General features: G+C 67.9%; 11 protein-coding genes and 1 pseudogene. 8 read left to right on the top strand and 4 right to left on the bottom strand.

Going from position 1 to position 15,660, the window contains the following annotated elements:
* Window positions 1-457: 457 nt before the first annotated feature.
* On the top strand, window positions 458-964 hold the full coding sequence (locus tag F6X51_RS16780; RefSeq protein WP_191970147.1) for a hypothetical protein: 507 nt from the start codon (window positions 458-460) through the stop codon (window positions 962-964).
* A 59-nt stretch (window positions 965-1,023) separates the two neighbouring features.
* Here the strand turns inward: F6X51_RS16780 and F6X51_RS28650 are convergent.
* Window positions 1,024-1,131, bottom strand: a pseudogene (locus F6X51_RS28650) (IS481 family transposase); the annotation flags it as partial.
* Between the two features lie 432 nt (window positions 1,132-1,563).
* On the opposite strand from F6X51_RS28650, the gene F6X51_RS16770 reads away from it, so the two are divergent.
* The 3 genes from F6X51_RS16770 to F6X51_RS16760 are packed head-to-tail and all read left to right on the top strand — an operon-like array spanning window position 1,564 to window position 5,399.
* A complete protein-coding gene (locus tag F6X51_RS16770; protein WP_150964814.1) occupies window positions 1,564-3,096 on the top strand; it encodes a DUF4153 domain-containing protein in 1,533 nt (510 codons plus the stop codon).
* Between the two features lie 9 nt (window positions 3,097-3,105).
* The gene (locus F6X51_RS16765; protein WP_150964813.1) at window positions 3,106-3,807 is read left to right on the top strand and encodes a response regulator transcription factor; all 702 of its coding nucleotides are present in this window, start codon (window positions 3,106-3,108) and stop codon (window positions 3,805-3,807) included.
* On the top strand, window positions 3,804-5,399 hold the full coding sequence (locus F6X51_RS16760) for a sensor histidine kinase (RefSeq protein WP_150964812.1): 1,596 nt from the start codon (window positions 3,804-3,806) through the stop codon (window positions 5,397-5,399). The genes F6X51_RS16765 and F6X51_RS16760 overlap by 4 nt, the downstream gene beginning before the upstream one ends.
* Before the next feature lie 192 nt (window positions 5,400-5,591).
* Here the strand turns inward: F6X51_RS16760 and F6X51_RS16755 are convergent, their stop codons facing one another.
* The 3 genes from F6X51_RS16755 to F6X51_RS16745 are packed head-to-tail and all read right to left on the bottom strand — an operon-like array spanning window position 5,592 to window position 8,463.
* The gene (locus tag F6X51_RS16755; RefSeq protein WP_150964811.1) at window positions 5,592-7,097 is read right to left on the bottom strand and encodes a TIGR01777 family oxidoreductase; all 1,506 of its coding nucleotides are present in this window, start codon (window positions 7,095-7,097) and stop codon (window positions 5,592-5,594) included.
* Window positions 7,094-7,858, bottom strand: a complete 765-nt coding sequence (locus tag F6X51_RS16750) for a DUF4166 domain-containing protein (protein ID WP_150964810.1) — start codon at window positions 7,856-7,858, stop codon at window positions 7,094-7,096. Before F6X51_RS16750 ends, F6X51_RS16755 begins: the two co-directional genes overlap by 4 nt.
* Before the next feature lie 44 nt (window positions 7,859-7,902).
* A complete protein-coding gene (locus tag F6X51_RS16745; RefSeq protein ID WP_150964809.1) occupies window positions 7,903-8,463 on the bottom strand; it encodes a GbsR/MarR family transcriptional regulator in 561 nt (186 codons plus the stop codon).
* Window positions 8,464-9,224: 761 nt separating this feature from the next.
* Between F6X51_RS16745 and F6X51_RS16740 the strand changes: the two genes are divergently transcribed.
* The 4 genes from F6X51_RS16740 to F6X51_RS16725 all read left to right on the top strand — a co-directional run bounded on the left by F6X51_RS16740 (window position 9,225) and on the right by F6X51_RS16725 (window position 15,558).
* Window positions 9,225-9,836, top strand: a complete 612-nt coding sequence (locus F6X51_RS16740) for a hypothetical protein (RefSeq protein ID WP_407658581.1) — start codon at window positions 9,225-9,227, stop codon at window positions 9,834-9,836.
* 122 nt (window positions 9,837-9,958) lie between these two features.
* Window positions 9,959-11,131 (top strand): AraC family transcriptional regulator, encoded by a 1,173-nt coding sequence (locus F6X51_RS16735; RefSeq protein ID WP_246696850.1) that lies wholly within the window; start codon window positions 9,959-9,961, stop codon window positions 11,129-11,131.
* Between the two features lie 121 nt (window positions 11,132-11,252).
* Window positions 11,253-12,371, top strand: coding sequence for an efflux RND transporter periplasmic adaptor subunit (locus tag F6X51_RS16730; RefSeq protein WP_150964808.1), 1,119 nt, complete (start codon window positions 11,253-11,255; stop codon window positions 12,369-12,371).
* Between the two features lie 4 nt (window positions 12,372-12,375).
* Window positions 12,376-15,558, top strand: a complete 3,183-nt coding sequence (locus tag F6X51_RS16725; RefSeq protein WP_150964807.1) for an efflux RND transporter permease subunit — start codon at window positions 12,376-12,378, stop codon at window positions 15,556-15,558.
* Window positions 15,559-15,660 lie beyond the last annotated feature (102 nt).

Below are 15,660 nucleotides of genomic sequence, written 5' to 3'. Positions count from 1 at the left end.
CCCGGCTGAGTGTCGAGCCTACCTCGCCTCTGCTGGCTACGACGCAAACTGATCGGATGTCGCTCTAAGGCGCCCTTGGCCCAGCAAGCGCTGATTGTGCGCCGACTACCGGGACCATCTTTCACGGATGCGCCGCCGCTCCTTCTACGACCACCAGGAGCCCACCCGACGCGGCGCACGTGTGTGGAGCCAAATCTCGTGGCCGTTCTATAACCCTTTGAACCAATAGAAAATCAGTAATTAAGGTCGCTTGCTGACCTATCATGCAAATCGTCGCGCCACATTTGCTGGCCGAGTTGGCTCCATCAGGAACGTAACGGGTCGATCGAGAGCGGCTGCGCTTCCTCGGCGGCTTTTGCGACGGCTTCGGCGCGCCAGACCCGGAACGGCGCGTCGCCTCCAGCCGGTCCTATTCACGTCCTCGGCCCTGCCGAGCAGGCTCGACCAGACGACCACAGTGAACTTCTCGTTCACCGAAATCGACAACGGCCAGAAAGCCTTGCTCGAGTCTGGCAAAGCGATCGCGATCGGGACGAATGCGCAGACCGTCGGCGCCGGCGTCGTCGTTGACGGTGTGACGGTCGGCTCGGAGCAGGTGCTGACGGTCGCCGCAGGCGGCAAGTCGACGAAGAGCCTCGTCAATGACGGCGGCAAGGAGGTCGCCACCGCGGGTGGCCTCGCCTCGGGCTCCCAAGTGCGGTCCGCGGGCGTGCAAGAGGTCGCCGGCCGCGCGGAAGGCACCCTCGTGACCGACGGCGGCGCCGAGACCGTTCAATCGGGCGGCCTGGCCACAGGCGCCAAGCTCGGCGGAGGGTTCAGCCTCACCGATTTGGTCCTGACCGCGACCCAATCGGTGTCGATGGGCGGAACCGCGACCGGCACGACCGTGGGCTTTCTCGGCGTTGCCTTGATGGGCGGACTGGTCACCAGTGTCTTCGTCGATGCCGGGAGTGATGAGTCGTAGTGGCTGGAACTGGATCTGACAGTTAATGTCTGGAGATGGTCGGTCTCGACTGCCTGATGGTCGCGCGAGTAGCCCGTCACCTTGCAGGCGCGGCTGACGTTGCCGAGCTGCTTGGCCAGCTTCAGCGGGCCCACCTTGCCGCCGACGACCTTCTGTTCCCTCGTCATGGTCGGTGTCCTCAGAAACGCCGAGGCCGGACGCTCTGCACTCCGACCACTCCGCGCGCGGCCTCGGCTCTCGCCTCAGCTCAACGACACCGTCTGTCAGATCAAGTCCTGACTGCTGCATCTGAATTGACGCTAAAGGCCGTCCGCTGCCAACCCATAGCTGGGTCGGAGCCGGAGGCTCGCCGTCAGGCTGGTCGAGCTCCTCCCTCGGGCAGCAGTTGCACGGAACCTGCACAGAATTCCTGATTCTCTCCTCAGGCGCTCCCAGACCGCTGCATGGTGCGGATGCAGTCTCACCGCATGAACCCGCACAGCCGGGCTCACGGGGCAGCAGGACTGCCGCACCGCCTCGTGAAGGATGGCTGGTGGCTCTGCGATCGGACTATGCCCCGCATACCCGGCGCTCCCTCCTGGCACTGAGATCGCCCGTCGATGATCAGCTCGTTCTCAACCCGATCTCTCACGGCTCCGCTGAGGCGACTGAGGTGGATCTTCGCCGTCGGCTTCGCGGTCCTCGGCGACTGGCTCTTCTACGGCCACTGCTTAGGGATGTCCCTCGCCCTATTCCTGGTCGCCCTCGCGGCCGTGGTACCCGTAACGAACGCGGTGCGGCTCCGGGGCCGAGAGCTCGTCGCCGCCGGCGCTCTGCTCACCGTCGGCATCCTACCCCTCATGGAGAGTTCCGGCCTTCTCTCCGTCGTGTTCGCGGCGGTCGGCCTCGCGCTCTTCGCGGTGGTGCTCACCGGCAGCCTCGCCCAGGGGTGGGCGCAGACTCTGTCGGCAGCGCGCCGGCTGCTCCTCGCGGGGCCGCTCCGACTCGCCTTCGATCTGACCGCGGAGTTCCGGCAGCGGATCGGTGGTCCCGTCGGGATCCCCGTCCAATTCCTCCTCGGCTGGGCCGTGCCGGTGAGCTTGGCCGGTGTCTTCGCCGCCCTCTTCGCGTCGGCGAACCCCCTGATCGACGGCTGGCTCGACGCGATCTCCTGGTCGGCCCTGCTTGCGGAGGTCAGCGTCGGCCGGCTCCTGCTCTGGCTTGCGCTGATGGCGGCCACTTGGCCCTTCCTCGCGATCCGGCTGCCGCGCAACGCCGTGCGCCCCGACCCGCGCCCCGGTGGACCCAATCCGGAGGATTCCGTCCGGCCGGTCGTCGGGCAGGCCTTCGATGCCGCCACGATCCGGCGCTGCCTCGTGATGTTCAACCTGCTCTTTGCCGTCCAGAGCATCCTCGATGCCCTCTATCTCTGGGGTGGGATCGCATTGCCGCGGGGCATGACCTACGCGGCCTATGCCCACCGTGGTGCCTACCCGCTGATCGTCACGGCGCTGCTCGCGGCGGCCTTCGTCCTGATCACGATGGGACCAGGGGGCCCCGGCGAGCGCTCCGCCACGATCCGCGGCCTCGTGTATCTGTGGATCGCCCAGACTGTGCTCCTCGTCGTCTCGGCGATCCTGCGCCTCGATCTCTACGTGGCCACCTACTCGCTCACGCTGGTCCGCACCGCCGCCTTCGTCTGGATGGGCCTGGTGGCCGTGGGCCTGATCCTGATCGTCGCGCGCATTGCGCTGCGGTGCTCCAACGCCTGGCTGATCGGAGCCAACGGGCTCACCCTCGCGACAGTGCTCTACGCCTGCGCCTTCTGCAATTTCGGGGCGTTCATCAGCGTCTACAACCTCGCCCATAGTCGAGAGATCACGGGCACCGGAGGCCCGTTCGACGTCCAGTACGCCATGAGCTTCGGCCCCCAGGCCATCCCGGCCATCGACCGCTACCTCGCCGGCCCAACGGGACCGCTCGACAGGCGGGTTGCGTCCTGGCGCTCGTCCAGCGCGGCCCAGCATGCCGCCGCGATGACCGCCTGGCGCGCCTGGACGTTTCGCGACTGGCGCCTGCAGCGCTACCTCGCGCAGCATCAGGCGACCCCAGTCGACGCGCCTCCCGTGTTCAACGAGCCGGGCATCCGCTAGGCAGCCGAGATGGCAAGCCTGATCCTCGTCGTGGACGACGACCCGCACATTCGTGACGTCCTCTGCTTCGCGCTCGGCAGGGCCGGGTATTCTACGGTGGTGGCACGCAACGGCGTTGAGGCCCTGGCAAGCGTAGAGGCACACGCGCCGCGGCTGATCGTCCTCGACGTGGGCATGCCGGACATGGACGGGCTCGCGGTTTGCCGACAGGTCCGCCGCACCTCCGACGTGCCGATCCTCTTCCTCTCGGCTCGTGACGAGGAGATCGACCGGGTCCTCGGGCTCGAGATCGGCGGCGACGACTACGTGACGAAGCCGTTTAGCCCGCGCGAACTCGTCGCGCGCGTGGGCATCATCCTGCGCCGGACTGCCGCGCAGGCGGCCTCGGGCCCTTCCGGGAAGGTGCTGTCCCACGGTGACCTGACACTTGATCCGGAGCGGCACGACGCGGCGTTCGACGCGCAGCCGCTGGCCCTCACGGCGACCGAGTTCGCGATCCTGCGGACCCTCGTTGCACGGCCGGGCCTGATCTTCAGCCGCGATCAGCTCATGGACGCGGCGTACGATGGGCGGGTCCACGTGTCGGACCGGACCATCGACAGCCATATCCGTAACATGCGCGCGAAATTCGCGGCGGCTGGCTGCGTAGACGCGATCGTCACCGTGCACGGCGTCGGCTTCCGTCTGGGCCGCTGTGGAATCCGGACGTGACACCCGCGGCCACCGACAAGTGGCGTCCGAGCCTCGGCCTCGTCGTTCTCGGCGTCCTCACCACTGTCCTGGCGCTGCCACTCGTCGGGCTGTCCTTCTTTCGGGTCTACGAGAACCAGCTCATCAGGGAGGCTGAGGCCGAGCTCATCGCCCAGGGTGCCGTCCTGACCGCCGTGTTCGCCCGAGAGATCGAGGAGGCGCCGGGCGGGGCGAAGCTTCTGGGTGCCGTCGCGCGGTCACCGGAGGATCGAACTCCGGCAAACCCCTTCACGCCGGTCGAACCCTCCCTCGACCTGACGAGGGACGAGATCCTCGACAGACGCCCCGCCGCGGTCGAACCGGGTACGGCCGCCGCCCCGCTCGCCCTCGCGATCGGGGGGCGCCTGCAGTCGGTCCTGCAACGGGCGCAGGCGGTGACGCTGGCGGGCTTTCGGATCACCGATGCCGCCGGCACTGTGATCGCCGGGCGCAACGAGATCGGCCAGTCGCTGGCGCATCTCCCGGAGGTCGCCGCCGCACTCGAGGGCCGCAACCGCGCGGTGCTGCGCCAGCGCATCTCCGCGCACCCGCCGCCGCCGCTCTACTCGATCAGCCGCGGCACCAGCGTCCGGGTCTTCGTGGCCATGCCGGTCCTCGTCGGAGACCGGGTCGCGGGGGTCGTCTACGCATCCCGGTCGCCAAACAATATCGTGCGGCAGCTCTACGGCGAGTGGAGGAAGGTCGCCCTCACCGCAGCCGCGATCCTCGGGGCCACGCTCGCCATCGCGATCGTGTTCTCCCGCGCCATCACGCGCCCCATTCACGCCCTCGTCGCGCGCAGCGCCGAGATTGCCCGCGGCAATCGCGCGGTGCTGGCCCGGCCCGGTCCGCTCGGGACACGGGAGGTCGCGCTGCTGTCGTGCGGGCTCGATCGGATGGCGAGGCAGCTGCACGAGCGCTCCGACTACGTCGCTACCTTCGCGGCCCACGTCTCGCACGAGCTGAAGACGCCCCTCAGCGCGATCCAGGGGGCGGCGGAACTGATGCGGGATGCACAATCCGATCCGGCCGCAGGCATGAGCGGGCCCGAGCAGATGCGCTTCCTCGACAACATCCTGGCCGACGCGGCGCGCCTGACGGCGCTTCTCGGCCGACTGCGCGAGCAGGCGCGGGCCGACAACCCGGATATCCGCGGCACCACCACCCTGATGCGGGTCGTTGCCGGTTTGGAGCGTGCCTTCCCGGATCTCGCCATCGCGGTGCAGGGTGACCTCGACCGACCATTCGCGATGTCGCCGGAGAATGCCGGCATCGTCTTCTCTCACCTCGCCGACAACGCAGCCCGTCACCGCGCCGCCTCCTTGCAACTGGTCGCGCAAGTCCGCGGCCCGCATCTCGAGGTGATCGTGCGGGACGACGGCGAGGGCATCTCGGAGCAGAACTGGAGCCGGATCTTCGACGCGTTCTTTACCACGCGCCGCGAGGGCGGCGGCACCGGCATGGGGCTTGGGATCGTCCGCGCGATGCTGCAGGCCCATGGCGGCACGATCCGGGCACTACGATCGGAACAGGGCGCGGCGTTCGCGATTGGCATACCCTTGCGGGAGGCTTGATGGCGAACTTGGCGCGGAACCGGCACCGAACATCTGACTCGGATCCCGTGCCCGAATCCGACGCTTGCACCTGTTGCCAGGGATGCCTTCCACCCTGAGTCAGCGGCCTATCGGCCATTGGTGCGTTGGCAAAAGCAGCCCTCGGCCAGCCCTTCGACGGACAGGACGAGCGCAAGCACCCGGCCGGGGATGCTACGGAGCGCTCGGCAAGCTCCGCGCCTCGACGTGTGGATCATCCTGCGCTAGCCGCACCTTCGCGCCGAGCAGGCGGATCAGCGCCGGTGCGAGATCCGGCTGTAGGAACCGGAAGCCCGCAGCACTAGCCGCCTCCGGCAGGACACGCTGGCCTCCGATCAGGAGTTCCCGCGCGTAGTCCCCGCCGATCCGGACGAGCGGCCAGGCTGGCACCGGCACGCGGGCCGGCCGACGCAGTGCCGCGCCCAGCGCGCGGGCGAACTCAGCGTTGCGCACTGGGTTCGGCGCCGTCGCGTTCACCGGCCCCGCGAGGCTGGGCTCGACGATCGCGTGAACAATCAGGCGCACGAGGTCGTCGCGCGTGATCCACGACATCCACTGCCGCCCGTCACCAACTGGGCCGCCCAGCCCGAACTCGAACGGCGTCAGGAACCGGGCGAGCACCCCGCCCTCGACGGCCAGCACGAGACCGAAGCGCAGGATCACGACCCGCGGCCCGAGTGCATCGATCCGGCCAGCCTCGCGCTCCCAGGCCGCGCAGACCCTGTGCGTGAAGCCCCCGCCCGCGGCACTCGCCTCGGTCAGCGCCGCGTCGTCGCGCACGCCGTACCAGCCAACCGCCGAGGCGCTGATCACGACCGCCGGACGATGATCGAGGCGGGCGATCAGGCGACGCAGATCGCCGGTCACACGCAACCGCGAGGCGAGGATCCGGCGGCGGCGCGCTCGCGTCCAGAGGCCATCCGCAACGGGTTCGCCCGCGAGGTTGACGGCCGCGTCGAAGCGGGCGTCGTCCGGGATCTGATCGAGGCTCGTCACCACCGCGTGCGGCGCGGGCAGGGCGGCGGCGCGCGGCGCCTCTCGCGTCAGGACGGTGACCTTGTGGCCCGAGGCGACCAGCGCTGCCACGAGCCGGCGCCCGACGAAGCCGGTGCCCCCGGTAACGAGGATGCGCCGCCCAGGCGACAGGGCGCTCGCGAGTCCGACCGCAGAAGGCTCGGCCAGGCGTTCGGAGCGCGCCGCCGCGAGCCAGTCGCGGGCACCGAAAACGGCGACGCCCAGCGCGGCCGAGACGGCCAGCGCGCTCCACGCCCCATGGGTCGTCAGCGGCAGCGCCGTCGGCTCTCCCGCCCAGATCAGCAGGATCGGCACGATCAGCACCAGGATGCCGCCGTAGTTCAGGGCGAGCAGGGTGTGGTTGATCCGCTCGGATGCCGGCAGGCGCCGGCTCAGGTCTTCTTCGACGAAGTCGGCCAGGGTGATGCCGACCTCCGCCAGGAGAACCGTGAGGGTGAGGGCGGCCAGCCACCCCCTCGGCTCGGCGAAACCCAGGGTCAGGAAGAGCGCGGCGTAGAGCGCGTTGCGCACGGCATGCAGGCGCAGTTCCCCGCGCTGGGAGGGGCGCCACGCCAGTCGCTCCGTCAGCTCGTGGTGATACAGGGTGTCGAAGGCGCCCATCGCGATCTGCACTGCGATGAGCCACCACAGCAGGGTCGAGGTCATGCCATCGTCCTCCGGTCCGTCGTGAGATCCTCGGCGCCGCCGAAGTCGGCCGGCTCGGCGTCCCGGAAGATCGCCTCCTGCCGGATCAGCCGCCCGAGCCACGGGTGGCGGATGTCAAGGGTGAAACGGAACGCTCCCGATGGCTCACCCGTGCCTGCCTCGGCGTGGGTGACGGTGAGCGCGCCGGGTGTAAGCCAGCCCGGCAGGTGCAAACGCCGCCCGAAACGCTCGACGAAGTAGCGCCCGCTGCGGAAGGTCAGTGCCCCGTCTGCCACCGAGACGGTGAGGGTCATGCCGACGCCGGCGCCGACGTGCTCCTCCAGCCCGGTCGGGCCGGCGAAGCGCTTGGCCGAGTGGATCACCTGCGGGAAGCCGGAGGCGCGGGCGTAGAGCCGCGTCCAGATCTGACCGCCACAATCCGGGTCCTCGGTGACGGCGACGATGCTGGCGCGGCCGGGCGCAGTGTCCAGGGGCAGCGGCCCGCCCACCAAGCGCGCCGCCTGCGCCGTGAGCCAACCGAGAGGGCTGAAGCGAACCGCGACGACCCGTCCGACGTAGACCGCGCTCGCGCCCTGCGCGAGGCGCTTGCCGAAGCGGCGCCGCACAGCCGGTGACAGGCATGCCCAATCCTCCTCCGAGATCAGCGCGCGGAAGCGCGCATCGAGGAGATCGCCGCCCACCTCCGGTACGCGCACGAAATGGCGCAGCGGGACGGGACCTGCGGGGGAGGGGATCGTGCGGGCAGGAACGGCGCCGCTCATGGCGGTCTCCCGGTTTCAGGGCTCGGATGTCGGAAGGGCGCGGATCACGGCTCGCTCTTCGCGGGCAGGTACCGCACGATCTGGCCGCCCAGCCGGATCAGCTTGGCGAGCGTTCCGCGGGGCACGCTGAGCATCTGGCCGTACCAGCGCTCCATCGTCTCAGTGAAGTCGAGCATCGCGCGCAGGCGTCGCTGCGCGACCGCGCCGACCCTGGGATCGCCGTCGGCCTCGGCGATGCAGGCGCGCAGGGCGGCGATCGCGGGATCAATCTCGCGCTCCTTGCGGCCGGCGGCGATGCGCGTGACCATTTCCCAGAGGTCGGTCTCGGCGGCGAAGTGGTCGCGGCGCTCGTTCATCACCGGCACTCGGCGGATCAGGTTCCAGCCGAGCAGTTCACGCATGGAGGTCGAGACGTTCGAGCGGGCGATGCCGAGCGTGCCGGCGATCTCATCGGCGGTCAGCGGGCGCTCGGAGAGATAGAGCAGGGCGTGGATCTGCGCGACGGAGCGGTTCACGCCCCACTGGCTGCCAAGGTCGCCCCAGTGCAGCACGAAGCGTTCGACCGCGGCTGGGAGGGTTCTGGCCTGATCTGTATTTTCTGTCATGACAGAAAATACAGATCAAAGCGATCGGCCTGTCAAGGGGGTGGAATCGTGCGCCGTGGGATTGTGATCGGTCCACGGCTCGCCGAGACGGCAGTGGCATTGCACTCGACGTGCTGCGCAGCGCGGACGGGCCTCCCGATATCGGCGCAGCGTCCGCAATTGTGCGACGCACGGAATATCGGCTTCGACCGGCGTTACCCTCGAAAACGGATCGTCTTGAAACCATCCGAACTGAGACTTCCGCTCATCTGTCCATAGCTGGCCGATTGCAGCCCGTCAGCTTCGAGGCTCATGTCGTGGGTAAGCCGACGTTCGGCCCGACCCAGGCGAAGGCCTCGAAGTGATCCCTTCGACACCTTGCACCCCGCGCGAGAGGAATGTCCGCTCACGAGCGCTGTCCGGACATTTGCCTTCCTGACAGGCTCTCCGGACAGGTATCGCTTGCCTCGTGCTCGCCGCCGGCTACCCGATCGACCTGCTAGGTTTCCCATCGTTTCCTCTCCACAAGGTGTGAGTCTGGGCTTCCCCCTAGGATTGATCAGCGCGTCCGAGGTTTGAAGTGCGATCGATAGCGGGCCTGCGAGGTGCACCGATCGAGCGATCACGCGCGTCTGCGCCATCGAAGTGAGCCGGCTCGATCGCGCTGCTTTAGGCAGCGAGATTGCGGAAGAGATCACGGCACGGTGTCCCGCTCGATCAAGCAGCCCATGTGGAGACTGTTAGGCTAGGCTGTCACCATCTACCCGCGGCGAGTGGCGTCCATGGGCGATTCGCGGTCCCAGTCTTTAGCCATCGTGACCGTCTCCTCCCCAAATGCTGCGGGCCAGGCCGGCGGCCAGATGCGGCGGATCGGTCGCTGGATCCTCGAAGAGGGCAAGCGGGTCCTCGGCATCTTCGCCTATCTCTGGGTCGTATTCGGGATCCTCATACTCCACGAGCACATCGTCCTGTCGCGCCATGGCATGAGCCATGGCTTCTACGGCCTGGCCTTTCTCAACGCCTGGATACTGGCGAAAATCATGCTCGTGGCCGAGCGCCTGGATGTCCGCCCGCATTTCCAGGGCAGGCCCCTGATCTATGCAATCCTCGCGCGCTCCTTCGCGTTCGCGGTACTCCTTGTCTGCGCCTATGCCCTTGAGGAGATGGTGCTCGGGTTCTGGAGGGGGAAGACGCTGGCCGACAGCGTGCCATTCGTCGACGCGGGTGGGATCCTCGGTCCGGTGGCGGTCGTCTCGATCATGGCCGTAGCCCTCATCCCCTATTTCACATTCCGGGAACTCGGTCGCGTTCTGGGGCGGCGACGTTTGCGCACGCTCCTGTTCCGGGACGGAACCATTATGAACCAGGATCGACGGAGCGCAAACCCAACGTGATCATCCGAATTATCACCGTATTTTTCAGTACAAATCATGTTTAATCAAATATCATATCATTGCATTATCAATTAACATCGATTAGGTTTAGCGCCGATTCGACACCAGTCGTGAGGATTCCTATGATTTCCTCTGTCGAGTTGCGCACAAAAGTCTCATCGTTTGGCATGGAGTCGGCCAGATATCTTGATGATGCGGGGCAAGCTCTTCCGGCTGGCTTCATCCATGTCAACGTCCTGCAGACAATTTGCACCGTCCTGGTCGAACACGGGACCGATCCTGACGATCTCGTCACCGAAGCAGGCATCGATCCTCGGGTCTTCGGTGGCGGCAAGTTCGTCCCGTTCACCGCTGTCGGGCGTCTCATCGCTCTGGCGGCCGATCGCACGGGCTGCACCCACTTTGGCCTGCTGATTGGGCAGCGCACTACGCTGACCTCGTTGGGGCTGATCGGCCTGCTGATGCGCAACTCCGATACGGTCGGGAACGCCTTGCGGGCGCTCGAAGCCCATCTTTGCGTGCGGAACCGGGGTGCTGCGGTTGGACTCGGCGTCCACGACGACATTGCCGTCCTCACCTATGCGCCTCATGAGCCCGAGGCCAAGGGTGCCGCCCATCATGCGGAGCGAGGGCTCGCCAAGACGACCAATCTCCTGCGGGCGTTGTGCGGGTCGGAGTGGACGCCGCTGGAGGTGCTGCTGCCGCGCTCCATGCCGCACGACATCTCCCCGTATGCCGGCTTCTTCCGGGCACCCATCCGGTTCGATGAACAAACGGCCGCCTTGGTGTTCCCGACCAAACACTTGGCCGAGCGCATCGCGGACGCGGACCCGGCCGTTCGCCAAAGGGTGGAGGATAGCATCCGTCAGCTCGAAGCCGCGGAGCCCTCCTCCCTGACCGATGAGCTCCGCCAGTATCTCCGAACGGAGGTGACCCGGCAGCGCTGCAAGGCGGAGAGGGTGGCTCGCCTGCGGCTGGTGGACAGACGGACCTTGGGCCGGCGCCTGAAGGCCGAGGGCACGACGTTCACGCGGCTCGCCAACGAGGCTCAATACCGTGTCGCGAAGCAATTGCTGGCCGACACCCGCATGGACATGACGCAGATTTCGGTCGCCCTGAACTTCTCCGAGCCCGCTGCCTTCACGCATGCCTTCCGGCGCTGGTCCGGCACGACGCCCAGCGCCTGGAGACAGGTGAATCAGCCGACCGGACGGAGGACGGACGTCGAATCCTCCGGCACGAGGACCCGTCCGGCCGGGGCGGGAGCCGAGCAGGACAAGGCGGAGCCGGCCTGAAGCTTCGGCCGCAGATCTTCCGGCCGAGGACGTCCCGTCCGATCAAGCGGAATGCGCCCGATCTGCGAGAATGGGTCAGCCCTGCCCATGCTCGGCAGCCGCGATCAGGCGAGGGACGACCATGACCCGCATTCCCCCTCCACTGCTCGCCGCGCTGCTTGCGGTCGGGCTCGGCCTGCCGGCCCGCAGCGAACCGGACCCCGCCTCGGCCTTGTCGGTCGGAACGGTGACGGCGCAGCGCAAGGCCATCGACAAGGCTCTCGATTTCGTCGGCCGCATCGAGGCGGTGGGGCGCGTCGACGTGCGCGCCCGCGTCACCGGCTTCCTCGACGGCGTCCTGTTCCGCGAGGGCGAGACGATCGACCAGGGAACGCCGCTCTACCGCATCGAGCCCGACCTGTTCGAGGCGGCGGTCAAGCAGGCCGAGGGCGCGCTCGAGCGCACCAAGGCTGCCTACACGCTCGCGGCCATCCAGTTGCAGCGCGCGCAAGAGTTGCTCGACAAGAATTCCGGCACCGTCGTGGCCCGCGACCAGGCCCGCGCCGCTCTCGATCAGGCGAGGGGCGCCGTCACGGGCGACGAGGCGAGCCTCCAGACGGCGCGGATCAACCTCGGCTACACCCAGATCTTCGCGCCGATTGCCGGCCAGATCGGCCGCACCAGCGTGACGAAGGGCAACGTGGTCGGGCCCGACAGCGGCGTGCTGACCACGATCGTCAGCCAGGATCCGATGTATCTCACCTTTCCGGTGAGCCAACGCGAGTTCCTGCGCTACGGGCAGAGCGGAGCGCGCCCCGACCGCAGCAAGGTCGCGGTCCGGATCCGCTTCTCGGATGGCTCGACCTACGGGGAGGTCGGGCAGATCGACTTCGTCAATGTCAGCGTCGACCGTGCCACCGATACGGTCGTGGTGCGGGCCAGGATGCCGAACCCGGCGGGCGCGCTTCGCGACGGGCAACTCGTGCGTGTCGACCTTCAGGCCGGGCAGCCGGAGCAGAAGGTCGTCGTGCCGCAATCGGCCCTCATCGCCGACCAGGGGGGTGTCTACGTCTTCATCGTCGAGGATGGGCGGGCCGCGATGCGGCGCGTCAAGCCGGGTTCCGGAGGCGCCGGGCCGGATGCCGTCATCGACGAGGGTCTGTCGGGCGGTGAACTCGTCATCGTCGATGGCCTGCAGCGGGTGCGGCCCGGGATCGCCGTTCGGGCGAACCCGGTGGCCCAGTCGGCAAGCAGGATCTGAGGCCATGGTCTCCGCGATCTTCGTCGACCGGCCGCGGCTCGCGGTAGTGATCGCGATCATCACCGCGATCGCGGGCGCGCTGGCGCTGCTCACCATCCCGGTGGCGCAATACCCCGACATCGTGCCGCCGCAGGTCTCGGTGACCACCACCTACCCGGGCGCCGCCGCCGACGTGGTGGAATCGACGGTCGCACAGCCGATCGAGTCCCAGGTCGTGGGCGTCGACAAGATGATCTACATGAAGAGCGTCAGCGGCAACGACGGCAGCTACACGCTCACCGGCTCGTTCGAGCTCGGGACCGATCCCGACATCAATGCGGTCAACGTCAACAACCGCGTTCAGATCGCCCTCGCCAAGCTGCCCGAGGATGTCCGCAGGCAAGGCGTCACCGTCAAGAAAAAGTCCTCCGCGCTGCTCGGCGTGCTGGCGGTCTATTCGCCGAAGGCGACGCAGGACCCGCTCTTCATCTCGAACTACGTCACGATCAACCTGCTCGACCGCATCAAGAGCACGCCCGGGGTCGGCGACGCGACCCTGTGGGGACCGCAGGATTACGCCATGCGGGCCTGGGTGCGGACCGACCAGCTGACTGGCCTCAACCTCACCACGGGGGATGTCATCGGGGCGATCCAGGCCCAGAACGTCCAGGCCCCAGTCGGGCGAATCGGTGCCCGCCCGATCTCGGACGAGCAGCAACTGCAGCTCAGCATCCAGACGCAGGGGCGCCTGACCTCCGCGGATCAGTTCCGGAACGTCATCCTGCGCACCAATCCCGACGGCTCGGTGCTGCGCCTCGGCGACGTGGCCCGGATCGAGCTCGGCGCGGCCAATCTCGACCGGGAGACGCGGCTGAACGGCAGCCCGGCGACCGTGATCGCGATCTACCAGTCGCCTGGCGCGAACGCGCTCTCGACCCTGAAGGAGGTCGAGAGGCGGATTGGAGAGCTGGCGAAGGCCTTTCCCGAGGGCCTCGCCTGGAAGGTGACCTATGACCCCACCGCCTTTATCACCGAGACGGTCCACGAGGTCCAGAAGACCCTGGTCGAGGCCTTCGTGCTCGTCGTCATCGTGGTGTTCCTGTTCCTCGGCAGCCTACGCGCCACGCTGATCCCGACGCTGGCCGTCCCCGTCAGCCTGATCGGCACCTTCATCGTGCTCAAGGCCGTCGGCTACTCGGCGAACTCCGTCTCGCTGCTCGCCCTGGTACTGGCCATCGGCATCGTGGTCGACGACGCCATCGTGGTCGTCGAGAACGTCGAGCGCGTGATGGAGGAACATCCCGAACTCTCACCGCGCGAGGCCACCAAGCGAGCGATGGCCGAGATCACGGCGCCGATCATCGCCATCACGTTGGTCCTGCTCTCGGTCTTCGTGCCGGTCGCCTTCGTGCCCGGCATCTCGGGCGAGCTCTTCCGCCAGTTCGCCGTCGCGGTCGCGGTCTCGATGTTCATCTCGGCGATCAACGCGCTGACCCTGTCGCCGGCGCTCTGCGGCGTGCTGCTGCGGCCCCATCACGGTCCGCGCCGTGGCATCATGGGCTTGGTGATGCGCTCGATCGACCGCGTCCGCGACGGCTACGGCGCCGCCGTGGCCCGGATCGTGCGCCTCTCGATCCTCGGCCTCGTCCTCGCCGGAGCGGCCGCCTACGGCACGCTGCAACTCGCGAAAGCGACGCCGACCGGCTTCCTGCCCGAGGACGACCAGGGGGCATTCTTCGTCGTGGTGCAGCTGCCGGAAGGTGCCTCGGTCGGCCGGACCTCCGAGGTGGTGGCCCGCGCCGAGGAGATCCTGCGGCAAGAGCCTGCGGTCGCCGACACCACGTCGGTGATCGGCCTCAATTTCATCGACAATTACTCTCAGGGCAACGCGGCCTTCCTGGTTGTGACCCTGAAGCCGTTCGAGGAGCGCAAGGGCGCCGCGGATGGGGCGACGGCCCTGATCGCGCGCCTGGGCCAGCGCTTCCGGGAGATCCCCGGCGGCACCGTCGTTCCGCTTGCGCCCCCGCCCATCATCGGCCTCGGCACCGGCGGCGGCTTCGCCTACGTCCTGGAGGATCTGCGCGGCGGCGACCCGAAGGAACTCGCCCAGGTCCTGCGCGGCCTGATCGTGGCGGCCAACGAGGAGCCGAAGCTCAACCGCGTCTTCAGCACCTTCTCGGCCACGAACCCCTCGGTGTTCCTCGATATCGACCGCAACAAGGTTCAGATCCTCGGAGTGCCGCTGAACAACGTCTTCCAGGCGCTCCAGGCGTCGCTCGGCGGATTCTACGTCAACGACATCAACCTGTTCGGCCGCGTTTGGCAGGTGCAGGTGCAGGCCGAGGCCGCCGACCGGGCAAAGATCGACGACATCTACCGCATCAACGTGCGCAACAAGGACGGCGAGATGGTGCCGCTGCGCTCGCTCGCGGAGGTGCGGGTCGTGGTGGGACCGCCCGCGCTGATCCGCTACAACAACTTGCGCGCCGTCACGGTGCAAGGTTCGCCGGCTGCCGGCGTCTCGTCGGGCCAGGCGCTGGCCGCGCTGGAAGGCGTCGCGGCCCGCACGCTGCCGACGGGATTTTCGGGCGAGTGGACCGACACGGCCTTCCAAGAGAAGCGGGCGGAAGGCAAGACCGCGATCATCCTGGGGTTCGCGGTCCTGTTCGCGTTCCTGTTCCTGGTTGGCCTCTACGAGAGCTGGACGATCCCCGTTCCCGTGCTGCTGTCCGTCACCGTGGGCATCCTGGGAGCCTACGCGGCGATGGCGTGGGGCAAGCTCACCCTCGACCTCTACGCCCAGATCGGCATGATCGTGCTCATCGGCCTGGCGGCCAAGAACGGCATCCTGATCGTCGAGTTCGCCAAGGAGCAGCGGGAGAAGGGTGTTCCGCTGCGGCTGGCCGCGACAGAGGGCGCGCGCCTGCGCTTCCGCCCCGTGATGATGACCTCATTCGCCTTCATCCTCGGCCTGCTGCCGCTCGTGATCGCCACCGGCGCCTCGCAACTTGCCCGGCGCAACGTCGGTACCCCGGTCTTCGGCGGGATGATCGCCGCGTCCTTCCTGGGCATCTTCGTAATCCCACCCCTCTACGTGCTGTTCCAGAGCCTGCGCGAGCGTGCCTGGAGCCTCCTGGCGGGCAAGGGCGGGAAGACGGCCGCTCCCGTGGAGGGCGTGGCCGCGCCAGAGCACCTTCCGGCCGAATGACCGAACGGGGGAGCTCCGAGGGCGTCGGGAGGACATGCGATGAGCCAGAGCCGCCTAGCAGGTCAGGGCCGGGCGGTCGCGAACATCTTGGATTGGTCCTCG

The organism is Methylobacterium planeticum, from assembly GCF_008806345.1.
In the GTDB taxonomy this organism is placed as follows: domain Bacteria; phylum Pseudomonadota; class Alphaproteobacteria; order Rhizobiales; family Beijerinckiaceae; genus Methylobacterium; species Methylobacterium planeticum.
Note: the sequence above shows the minus strand (reverse complement) of the source record. Positions and strands in the feature narration are given on the sequence as shown.

What these genes read in the sequence shown, in the direction of transcription:
- F6X51_RS16770 (WP_150964814.1), top strand. Translation starts at nt 1,564, where the DNA reads ATGATCAGCTCGTTCTCAACCCGATCTCTCACGGCTCCGCTGAGGCGA.
- F6X51_RS16765 (WP_150964813.1), top strand. Translation starts at nt 3,106, where the DNA reads ATGGCAAGCCTGATCCTCGTCGTGGACGACGACCCGCACATTCGTGAC.
- F6X51_RS16730 (WP_150964808.1), top strand. Translation starts at nt 11,253, where the DNA reads ATGACCCGCATTCCCCCTCCACTGCTCGCCGCGCTGCTTGCGGTCGGG.
- F6X51_RS16725 (WP_150964807.1), top strand. Translation starts at nt 12,376, where the DNA reads ATGGTCTCCGCGATCTTCGTCGACCGGCCGCGGCTCGCGGTAGTGATC.
- F6X51_RS16735 (WP_246696850.1), top strand. Translation starts at nt 9,959, where the DNA reads ATGATTTCCTCTGTCGAGTTGCGCACAAAAGTCTCATCGTTTGGCATG.
- F6X51_RS16755 (WP_150964811.1), bottom strand. Translation starts at nt 7,097, where the DNA reads ATGACCTCGACCCTGCTGTGGTGGCTCATCGCAGTGCAGATCGCGATG.
- F6X51_RS16740 (WP_407658581.1), top strand. Translation starts at nt 9,225, where the DNA reads ATGGGCGATTCGCGGTCCCAGTCTTTAGCCATCGTGACCGTCTCCTCC.
- F6X51_RS16745 (WP_150964809.1), bottom strand. Translation starts at nt 8,463, where the DNA reads ATGACAGAAAATACAGATCAGGCCAGAACCCTCCCAGCCGCGGTCGAA.
- F6X51_RS16750 (WP_150964810.1), bottom strand. Translation starts at nt 7,858, where the DNA reads ATGAGCGGCGCCGTTCCTGCCCGCACGATCCCCTCCCCCGCAGGTCCC.